At 45.8% G+C, this 10,913-nt stretch carries 7 protein-coding genes and 2 pseudogenes; 8 read left to right on the top strand and 1 reads right to left on the bottom strand.

Annotation, left to right across the window (positions count from 1 at the left end; genetic code table 11):
- The first annotated feature begins 172 nt into the window (after positions 1 to 172).
- The 8 genes and pseudogenes from B5F07_RS08135 to B5F07_RS23685 all read left to right on the top strand — a co-directional run.
- Complete coding sequence (locus B5F07_RS08135) at positions 173 to 1,897, top strand: extracellular solute-binding protein (RefSeq protein ID WP_162613077.1); 1,725 nt, start codon at positions 173 to 175, stop codon at positions 1,895 to 1,897.
- Between the two features lie 19 nt (positions 1,898 to 1,916).
- Positions 1,917 to 2,843, top strand: coding sequence for an ABC transporter permease (locus tag B5F07_RS08140; RefSeq protein ID WP_087160782.1), 927 nt, complete (start codon positions 1,917 to 1,919; stop codon positions 2,841 to 2,843).
- A 10-nt stretch (positions 2,844 to 2,853) separates the two neighbouring features.
- Entirely contained in the window at positions 2,854 to 3,750 is an 897-nt protein-coding gene (locus tag B5F07_RS08145; protein WP_242972467.1) for a carbohydrate ABC transporter permease, read from the top strand.
- Between the two features lie 28 nt (positions 3,751 to 3,778).
- Positions 3,779 to 4,828, top strand: coding sequence for a family 43 glycosylhydrolase (locus B5F07_RS08150; protein WP_087160783.1), 1,050 nt, complete (start codon positions 3,779 to 3,781; stop codon positions 4,826 to 4,828).
- On the top strand, positions 4,821 to 6,188 hold the full coding sequence (locus B5F07_RS08155) for a GH1 family beta-glucosidase (RefSeq protein WP_087160784.1): 1,368 nt from the start codon (positions 4,821 to 4,823) through the stop codon (positions 6,186 to 6,188). Before B5F07_RS08150 ends, B5F07_RS08155 begins: the two co-directional genes overlap by 8 nt.
- The gene (locus B5F07_RS08160) at positions 6,185 to 7,825 is read left to right on the top strand and encodes a DUF5597 domain-containing protein (protein ID WP_162613078.1); all 1,641 of its coding nucleotides are present in this window, start codon (positions 6,185 to 6,187) and stop codon (positions 7,823 to 7,825) included. Before B5F07_RS08155 ends, B5F07_RS08160 begins: the two co-directional genes overlap by 4 nt.
- Positions 7,719 to 9,827 (top strand): alpha-L-rhamnosidase-related protein, encoded by a 2,109-nt coding sequence (locus B5F07_RS08165; protein ID WP_242972468.1) that lies wholly within the window; start codon positions 7,719 to 7,721, stop codon positions 9,825 to 9,827. Before B5F07_RS08160 ends, B5F07_RS08165 begins: the two co-directional genes overlap by 107 nt.
- Positions 9,828 to 9,936: 109 nt before the next feature.
- Positions 9,937 to 10,061, top strand: a pseudogene (locus tag B5F07_RS23685) (transposase); the annotation flags it as partial.
- A 28-nt stretch (positions 10,062 to 10,089) separates the two neighbouring features.
- Here B5F07_RS23685 and B5F07_RS22605 read toward each other — a convergent pair.
- A pseudogene (locus B5F07_RS22605) lies at positions 10,090 to 10,913 on the bottom strand (hypothetical protein); the annotation flags it as partial.

Raw genomic sequence — 10,913 nt, forward strand, 5'->3', positions numbered from 1 at the left:
TTATGCACCGCAGAAGTGCTGCCCCGGCTTAGAGCTGCAGGGCAGCACTTTTTTCAGGTAGTTAAAAAATGCACCATATGACAAAAAGTGCACATAGAAAAAATGTGCAGAATAACTAAAATGTAGATAAAGAAGTAAAAAAAATATAAAAAATAACAAAGGAGCGATGAGTATGAAAGGGAAAATGAGGAAAATATGTACGATTCTGGTCGGAGCTAGCATGGTGTTTTCTCTCACTGCGTGCAGTGTACAGAAATCAGGAGATACACCTGCAAAGACTTCTTCTGCAGGCGAAGATGGAACAGGACTTTCCACTATGAAAGTAGGGTTTGCCAGGGATACAAGCTTTTCCTATCAGGGAGATGAGACCGCCGAGGATAATGCATGGCTTGATTTGTACAGAGAAAACGGGATTGAACTGGAGGTAATCTATGACGTAGATGTTTCACAGAAAACGGAAAAGCTCTCCATGTGCATTATGTCAGGAGAGTATCCGGATTTTATGGATGTAGATGCGAAGAATTTTACAGGATGGGCAGAACAGGGAGTATTTGCGGATCTGACGGACGGTTTTGAAAAATATGCATCGGATGAGATGAAAGAATATTACAGTACCGAAGCGGGACAGAGAGCTCTGAAGGCAGCAACTGTGGACGGAAAGCTTTACGCCCTTCCTGTAGTGGCAACACCGAACGACGGAATGCCGATTCTGTGGATCCGGAAGGACTGGCTGGATAATCTTGGACTGGAAGCGCCGAAGACTGTTGAGGAATTCTACGAGGTCGCAAGGGCCTTTGCGCAGGATGATCCGGATCAGAACGGACAGAATGATACATACGGGCTGGCTTTGAACGGAAAAGATGTATTCCACAGTATAGGAGACGTTGCTACGTTTTTTGAAATGTTCGGTGCGCAGCCCGGATATTATTCAAACGTGATTCCTTTTATAGATGTTGACGGAAAAGCAGTATATGGCGGAGCCAAGTCAGAAGAAATGAAAGAGGGGCTTTCCATGCTCCGGGATATGTATGACAATGGTATTATTTCCAAAGACTTTGTGACTGCAGGTCAGGATCAGATCTTCCAGGATATGGCAGCAGGCAAAGTTGGAATGGCCTTTTCCCTTTTCATGGGAGCGGAAACACCGTGGAAAAATGCGTTGGAAACGCAGCCGGATGCGGAATTTATCTCTGTACCGATCCCGGGAAAAACAGAAGATGACAGGGGACAGGCGTTTTATACGGCGCTGCCGTCTCAGTATTACACAATGAGCAGCAAATATGATGATATGGAGGCGTTTTTCAAGGTAGTAAATCTCAGTATGCATTATCTGGCGCAGCCGGATACGCTTTCGCAGGAAGAATATGAGAAGTACAACGGACTTGCAGGAAAATATACGGGATATTCACTGGCAGTGTGCGGCTTTGCAGTACCTGATAAAAACATGGTAGGCTGGGGGCGCATCCAGGAGGCTCTGAAGACAGGAAGCACGGAAAATCTGAATGCTGAGAACCAGAGAGATTATAATGCCATGATGGCTTATTATGAAAACCGGGACAGACGTTCTGAACTCGATGAGCAGGAACTGGCCGCGTTTAATGCGGGAGTATTATACTGGTCGGTATATGGTGCGGATCACTGCGCATACCAGACTCTGCATGAAATGATGGAGATGGATAACTATATTTATTCTGCATATGACGCTGCAGCAACAGAAAAAATGAATGAATGCACCACAAGTCTGATCACTCTGACGAAAGAGACCTTGATTGACATTATCACAGGAAATGCGGAGGTGGATTCCTATGATACCTTCCTGGAACAGTGGAATGCACTCGGAGGCGCGCAGATTACAGAGGAGGCTGACGAATGGTACCAGGAATCCCGGGCAGAATAGGCGGAAAGGATGATTGAATATGAAAAATCCGAAAAAATTCGGCGCAAAGAGAAAAATAAATTCAAATCATGTGATGCTCCATCTTATGATATGGATACCGCTGGTCTTTATTCTGGTTTTTAATTACGTACCTATGTTTACGGGATTCAGTATTGCCTTTAAAGATTATCAGCCCGCACTCGGAATCGCAGGTTCCGAGTGGGTCGGACTGAAACATTTTAAGACCATATTCATGACAGATGATACACTGCGCGCGCTGAGAAATACACTGATTATAGCTGTGATGAAAATTATCGGCAATCTGATTATTCCTCTGGTGTTTGCGCTTCTTCTAAATGAAATACGTCTGAAATGGTTTAAGCGGATGACACAGACGATAACATATCTTCCGTATTTTATTTCATGGATTATTCTTGCGGGAATCCTGACCAATATTCTCAAAACGGATGGAGGACTTATTAACCGTGTCGTCGAGGCTCTGGGGCATGAACCGATCTTTTTCCTCGGAGATAACGACACATTCCGGTGGACGCTTGTAATCAGCGATGTTTGGAAAAATTTCGGATATAATGCGATCGTTTATCTTGCTGCACTGACGGGGATCGACCCGTCACTGTATGAGGCAGCCTCCATTGACGGGGCGGGAAGGTGGAAACAGACACTCCATGTTACGATTCCGGGTATCTCCATGTTTATTGTTCTGATGACGATTTTGTCTATAGGCAATATATTGAATGCCGGATTTGATCAGGTGTTCAATCTGTACAATGTTTCGGTATATGAATCCGGAGACATTATTGACACCCTGGTATACCGTCTGGGAATTCAGCAGCAGCAGTATTCATTTAGTACGGCAGTGGGACTGTTTAAATCGCTCGTATCGTTTATCCTGATTGCGGGCTCCAATAAGCTGGCGGATAAATTTGCGGGATACAGAGTGTTTTAGGAGGCTTTTAATGATGAAAGAGTACAAGACAAAGGGACGAATTATATTTAATATATTTAATTATACAATCATCTGTATACTTCTTTTGCTGTGTCTGCTTCCGCTGGTGCATATTCTTGCACTGTCTTTCAGCAGCACGGCATATACAGATGCAAACCTTGTGACATTTCTCCCGAAAGGCTTCACGCTTGCAGCGTACAAATATGTCATGGGAAACGAGATGTTCTGGCAGGCATTCAGAGTTACTTTTGAAAGACTTCTTATCGGGGTGCCGCTGGGAATTCTGCTGACTGTACTCGCGGCGTATCCTCTGTCGAAGGAAGACAGGGATTTCCCGGGACGGAAAATCTATATGTGGCTGTTCATGTTCGTAATGATTTTCAATGCAGGACTGGTGCCGACATATCTTCTGGTAAAAGATATGAACCTGACTGACACTATCTGGGCGCTGGTACTGCCTGTGGGAGTCAATGTCTTTAATATTGTTCTTATGATGAATTTCTTTCGGGGGATTCCGAGGGAAATAGAAGAGTCGGCACTGGTAGATGGCGCAAGGCAGCATACGATTCTGATGAAACTCTATCTTCCTCTTGCAAAGCCGTCTATAGCAACGATATCGTTATTTACATTCATGACGCACTGGAATTCCTGGATGGATGGGCGGATCTACATGAATAATACGGCAAATTATCCGCTGCAGACATATCTTCAAAATGTTCTTCAGTCATCAGACCAGATGCTGATGAATACGGCAAATCTGCAGAGCCTGATTGACAAGATGACAGTAAACGGACAGAACCTCAGGGCGGCACAGCTTTTTATTTCCATGATACCGCTGCTGTTGATATATCCGTTCCTTCAGAAGTATTTTACAACCGGATTGGTAATGGGAAGCGTAAAGGGATGAGTAAACAGGAAAAACAGGAGGACAGCTTATGAAGTATAATTCTATAAAACCAGGCCAGATTTGGCTGGACACGGAGGGAAAAAGGATTCATGCCCATGGTGGAAGCGTGATTTATGTAGACGGTATTTATTACTGGTATGGCGAGAATAAGGAGAAAACAACCGCTGACAATGGAATATGGCACTGGGGAGTCCGCTGTTATGCGTCGCGGGATCTTTATAACTGGGAAGACAAGGGAATCATTATTCCGCCGGAACCGGATGATCCGGAATCTGGTCTGCATCCGTCCGCCCATATGGACAGGCCTCATATTATTTATAATAAAAAGACGGGAAAATATGTGTGCTGGCTCAAGGTATGGAACGGGGAAACAGTTCTGGTTGCGGATCATATTCTCGGTCCTTACACAAAAGTAAGGGAAAAGTTATGGCCTCTGGGAATGAATGCGGGGGATTTTGACCTTGCGGCGGCAGAGGATGGTAAAGGGTACTATTATTTCGAAAGGGCGCATACAGAAACGATCTGTGCGGATCTGACAGATGATTATACGGATGTGACAGGGTATTACAGCACACATTTCCCGAGAAAATATCCCCCTTATGTGAGGGAGGCAACATCACATTTTATGAGAAAAGGAATGCATTATCTTATTACTTCCGGGACAACCGGATATTATCCCAACCCGTCAGAGGTGGCAGTAGCGCATACGTGGCATGGGCCGTACACAGTCATTGGGAATCCGCATCCGGAAGATAAGACGAATACATCTTTCCATTCGCAGATTTCTTCGGTCTTTAAGGTAGAAGGAAAGAAAGATCTGTATATTGCAGTGGCGGACCGGTGGCTGCCGTTAGAAATGAACAGAAAATATGATGACTATAGAAAGGTGTTTGAACGTATATTCAATCCTGATTTTGATGAAGAAATTCCGGTGGAGATGGCTGCAGAAGATAAAGATACGTCGATTGCAGACTATGTATGGCTTCCGTTGAGATTTACAGAGCCGGATGAGGAACATCCCATGGGAATGGTGTATATTGACTGGAAAGATGAATGGAGGATCGAGGATTATGCATAAAGAGTGGCTGGTATTTCCTCCCGGTTTTCTGTTCGGCACGGCAACAAGCGCCCCGCAGATCGAGGGGGCGGCATATGAGGACGGAAGAGGTGCATCTATATGGGATACATTTGCGGCAAAGCCCGGCAGAATAAAAGACGGGACCACACCTTCCGTGACATGCGACTTTTACCACAGATATAAAGAGGATATCAGGCTTGCGGCAGAGCTTGGAATGAAAAGCTTTCGATTCTCCTTTTCCTGGTCGCGTATACTGCCGGAAGGAACAGGGCAGGTTAATCAGAAGGGGATTGATTTTTACCACAGAGTATTAGATGAACTGGAAAAATACGGGATGGTTCCTAATGCTACGGTGTATCACTGGGATCTGCCCCAGGCTCTGGAGGAGAGAGGCGGATGGCTGAACAGAGATATTGTGAAGTGGTATGGAGAATATGCTTCACTTTTATTCCGTGAATACGGAAAGAGGATCCCGCTGCGGGCAACAGTTAATGAACCGATTGCGACATATGTGGGGTATGCACAGGGAATTTTCGCACCGGGACACAGGAGCGAAGCGATGGGACGTCAGGCAAATCATCATGTGCTTATGGCCCATGGTGAAGGCGTGAGACGTTTCCGGGAAGAGAATATCAGAGACAGCAGGATTGGAATTGTAGTAGATATCTGGCATCATCATCCTCTGCGTCCCGATAATGAGGCAGACAGAAAAACAGCAGACCTGAATAATGAAAAGACTTACCGTTCTTATCTTAATCCTTTGCTTAAAGGAGAATATACGAAATGTCTTCTTGACTGGATGGAGAAAGAAAACTGCATGCCGAAGATGCAGGCGGAAGATTTCGCACTGATCAGCACCCCGATCGATTTCTTTGGATTAAACTGTTATAACAGAGTAGTTGACTGTGCTGACGAAGAGCTGCTTAAACAGCGGCAGGAAGAAGAAAAAAAGGGCGGGAATTTCCAGGACAGCGGCAGAGAATTTTACCCGAAGGCGGTTTATGATGCCATCCATATTCTTAGGGAAGAGTATGGCCTGAGAGTGCCGGTCTATATAACAGAAAACGGTACGGCCGTTGAGGATGAGAAAACAGGACAGGAAGGGCGGATCCATGACCGGAAGCGTATAGAGTATATAAAAGGTTTTTTGTACTGGATACATAAGGCAATGGAAGAAGGCGCGGATATACGGGGATATTATGTGTGGTCGCTTATGGATAACTGGGAATGGAATGGAGGATTTACGGCCCGATACGGACTGACAGAAGTGGATTTTACAACTCAGACGAGAACTGTCAGGGACAGCGGTAAATGGTATGGAAAAGTAGCACAGAGGCATTGGATGGAGATAGAAGTATGAAGAGCGGAACAGAAGGATTTCTGAAAGACAGGATAACAAAAAAACCGGTATTTCTTACGGGATTACAGTGCCACAATTCTTCTGCAGGTACAGAATTGATGGACAGAACCCTGCAGGCGGTAAAACTGTATGGAGGGAATCTCCTGGAGGCACCCGTTTACTGGTGCGAGGTGGAACCGGAGGAAGGAATCTATGATCTGAGTTCTGTGGAGCGGCTTTTACAACAGGCAGGTGACGCAGGCATATATCTGATCCCGCTCTGGTTCGGGGCAAGCAAGAACGGTATGTATACCTATGCTCCGGAATATGTAAAGAGAAATCCTTCAGTCTACCGCAGAGTAAAGGACGGGAGAGGCCGTACGACAGAGTCTTTGTCGGCCGGATGCCGGGCAACTCTGGAGCGGGACAAACGGGCATTTGAAAAAGTGATGGAATTTCTGGCGAAAAAAGATACCCGGGGAACTGTGATTGCAGTTCAGGTGGAAAATGAGGTTGGGTATGTTCATACAGACAGAGATTATTCTGACGAGTCCGAGCAGGAATACAGGGGAGATGTACCGGGATATCTGAGCAGTGTCAGGATTGCAGAGTGCGGGACAGATGATAATGGAAGCGGGACGTGGAAAGAGCGGTTCGGACAATATTCAGCCGAGGCATTTTCCGCATGGCAGCAGGCAGTGTATATTCAGGAAATGATCGGGGCGGGGAAGCGGAAACTGGATATCCCCTACCTGATGAATATATCAATAGAAGTGAATGAATATGAAGAACCGGGGCATTGTTATATTTCCGGGGGCCCTGTAGCAAGAGTGCTGGATATCTGGAAAAAGACCGCCACATCTGTCACTTTGTTCGGACCGGATATTTATGTTCAGGCAGAACGGGATTATCGCAAAGCATGTGAAAAGTATGCGAGAACAGATAATCCGCTGTTTATTCCGGAATCCTGCATTTCCGGTGTGGGAGCCGGGCTGAATATTATGATTGCAGCGGCGGATTATAATGCGATAGGCATCTGCTGCTTTGGAGCGGAGAGTGCTGTTGAAGGAGGAAGACTGCTCCCGGAGGCAGAAGAAGTGGCAGTATCGATGCGGGCGGTTTCCGCCCTGGCTCCGCTTCTGATATTAAACAGAGGAAATGGAAAAGTACATGCGGTGACTCAGGCGGAATTCGCAACATGGCAGCACATTATGACGGAAAAATACCATATCCTTGCTCATTTCCTGAACCAGGAAAAGCAAAAGAGGGGGTATTTCGGATCGCGTATCAACCTTTATGCAGAAGAAAACCGGAAACATCTGGAGCGAAGAGGACGCTGTCTGATCATTGAAGGTCATCCGGACGAATTCTTTGTGGCCGGATGCGGAGTATGTATTGAATTCAGACGCCGCCCGGATATTACTGAAGAAAACGTTTACGAATACTTTTCATCCTCCATGTGTACACAGGCACAGTTCCTCTCCATTGAAGAAGGGCATTTTGAAGGGGAAAGATGGGTGTGTGATTATAAGCGGAACGGGGATGAAGCATATGGTCCGGTCTATGTACATGACGGAGGCGCAGTACGCATCCGGCTGGATAATACCTCGGATGACCCGGCAGAAAAACGGGGGACTGGTGATCGGCAGCCGGATTGAGATGAACGACGGAGGAAGAAAAAGCAGGATGGAAACAAAAAGGAAAAACGGTTGGATATGGTATCCGGGAGATTTTGAGATCTATCATGGAATGCTTCAGAATTTTCAGCGGGAAGAGAGAGGGTATGACTGGCCGGCGTACTGGAAAATGGCTGACTGGAGGAAAAATCTTCGCTTTTCCAGAACTTATGATCTGAAGAAAGAAGAGGACTTTGCGATATATGGAACCGGCGTAGGCTTTGTGGAGGTAAATGGAGAAAAACATCGTCTCGGTGAAGTGATTACTGCGGGACCGGGCAGGGTCGATATTACAGTTGGAATTGGAAATATGCGTGCGCTTCCCTGTATCTATGCAGAGGGAGAGACAGTACGCACAGACGGGACGTGGAATGTCTGTGATTTTGAGGAGACCTATCAGGCAGGCAGTTCCTCTCTTTACACGGAAAGAGAGCAGGATCCGAATGAGGTATACTATAATAAGGAGTATGTAAATCCTTCTGATATAAAAGAGAAAAACGGTGGATGGCTTTATGATTTCGGAAGGATGGTCAACGGGACACTGGAGCTGAAATTCACGGGGGATCCGCTGACAGTATGCTATGGGGAATCCGAGGATGAGGCACTGGATCCGCAGTGGTGCTATTACAGACAGGATGGCATCACGGAAGAGAGCAGGATACGAAGGAGAGCGTTCCGGTTTATTTTCATTCCAGACCGGAAGGAATGCGTGCAGTGCCGTGCAGTGCACGAATGGTTCCCGATTGAAGTGAAAGCAAAGTTTCAGTCTGACGATGAAGAAATAAACAGAATCTGGGAAGTGGCAAAAGAGACATACTGTCTCAACAGCGGTCTGTTCTTTACTGACGGGATAAAAAGAGACAGATGGATCTGGTCAGGAGATGCGTATCAAAGTTATTTTGTTAATCCATACCTCTTCTTTGATGAAGAGATCAATAAAAGAACGATTCTGGCTCTCAGGGGAAACAGGGAGATACATCAGCATATTAATTCAATCGTGGACTATTCCATGTTCTGGCTGATTTCAATTGCAGATTATTACCGGATGAGTGCAGATCTCGGATTTGTAGAGCAGGTTTATGACAAAATGGAAGCCATGATGGAGTTCCTGAAAGAACAGAGGGATGAAAACGGATTCCTTCAGGGAAGAAAAGGTGACTGGATCTTTATAGACTGGGCGGAAACACTGGATAAAACGGGTGCTGTAGCGGCTGAACAGATGCTTTTTTTGAAATGTTTTATGACAATGGCAGACTGTGCGCGCCTTCTGGGAAGGGAATATGAAGAGTATGTAGACTGTGCGGCTGATCTTAAAGAAAAGATCATAAGATATTTTTGGGATGAAGAGAAGGGAGCATTCATCGACAGCTTTGAATCCGGACGAAGAAATGTGACCCGGCATGCAAATCTTCTGGCAGTTCTCTTTGACATTGCGGACTCATATCAGACGGAAAGAATCGTATCATCTGTGCTGCTCAACGACAGTATCCCGATTATTACTACACCGTATTTCAAATTTTTTGAACTGGATGCTATGGCAAAACTGGGATTTCTCAGAGAAGTGCTGGAACGTGTGAAAGAATACTGGGGCGGCATGCTCAAAGAAGGAGCGGTGACTTTCTGGGAAGAATACATTCCGGGGCAGACAGGGAAAGAGAGGTTTGCCATGTACGGAGATCCTTATGGCAAGAGTCTGTGTCATGCATGGGGCGCGAGCCCTATCTATCTGCTGGGAAGATATTTCCTGGGGGTGCGTCCGTTGGAGCCGGGATATGAAACGTTCGAAGTATATCCAAAGGCAGGGAAAGAAAATGGAATATTCAGGGAACTGGACTGTATGGTTCCTGTGAAAAACGGAAGCGTGCATATTGTATATCATGAAGGTCTGTTGTCTGTGACAGCGGATCGGAAAGGCGGCAGACTCAGAATAGGAGAAGAGTATTATGAACTTTTGCCGAATACAACAGTAAAGTTCCGAATTTGAAAAACAGGGAAAATATATGCAGGTTCACAGGGGACTTTCGGAAAATGAATAGTTCTAAACAGGGGAAGGAACGACTCGCATGAGTCATGCCTTCCCCTGAAATTTATCCTTGGATTATTATAATGACTTTTTTGAAATTGGGCAACAAAGAATTAACTTCGATTTCTTCGAATTGGATTTATTCTAATCATGCTGTATTCTGTTGTTACCTATGCAAACATGCGCGGGGGCAGGCCGACAGCCCCTTTCCCTGGTTATGAATCTATTCTACATCCTGCAGATCCAGATATTGTTTCAAATATTTTTCTGCGGCTTCTGGAGAAAGTCCGTAAGCTTTCTCCACCGCATTTTTGATCTGCGTTTCCTGAATACCTATGTCACGTAATGATACAATCATCCTACGGATTCCGTTCTCACGTTCTAGCTTCTGCCCTTCCTTTCTGCCTTCTTTTTTGCCTTCTTTTCTGCCTTCTTCCTGCCCTTCCTTCAGTCCATCCTCCCTGCCCGCTTCATACCAGTCCTTCTTCATCGCCTCGTCATGTTTTTCCTGATCAAATGTTTCCAGAATCATCTGGACCACCTCTGCTTTCTGCGACACCAGGATATCTGCCAGAACGTCTCTTTCTATACATTCATTAACTGCCCGCAATACAGATTCCCGCAGCGGCATATCCGATGCAAGATTGCTTCTTACTGCTTCCACAAAATATGCGTATTCCTTCAGTCTCCGGCACTTTTCCATCAGCTCTTTGTTATGACCGTAGTTGATGTTCAACATCGTCGCGGTACACTCCAGACAGGGTTCTTTCCTTCCTGCCGCTGTATGGGGGACTGCATCGGAATCCTTCGGAATATATTCCCCGGTGACACCGCGGAATAAATCAGACAGTTTCAGTTCCGTCCGGTCCGGTTCTTCCTTTGTCCCGTTATAAAACACAAAGTACTGGGGAAAAGGCAGTTCTTTCCGGGTGCTTGTGTAGATATCAATATCATTCTCTGCAATATATTTTTCATAGAGCTTTGAGAAATACATCAGCCCCCGGACCGGCATATTGGGATTATACGTGCTCTGATGCTCATACAGGT

This window comes from Lachnoclostridium sp. An169 (assembly GCF_002160525.1).
GTDB classification, from domain to species: Bacteria; Bacillota; Clostridia; order Lachnospirales; family Lachnospiraceae; genus Mediterraneibacter; species Mediterraneibacter cottocaccae.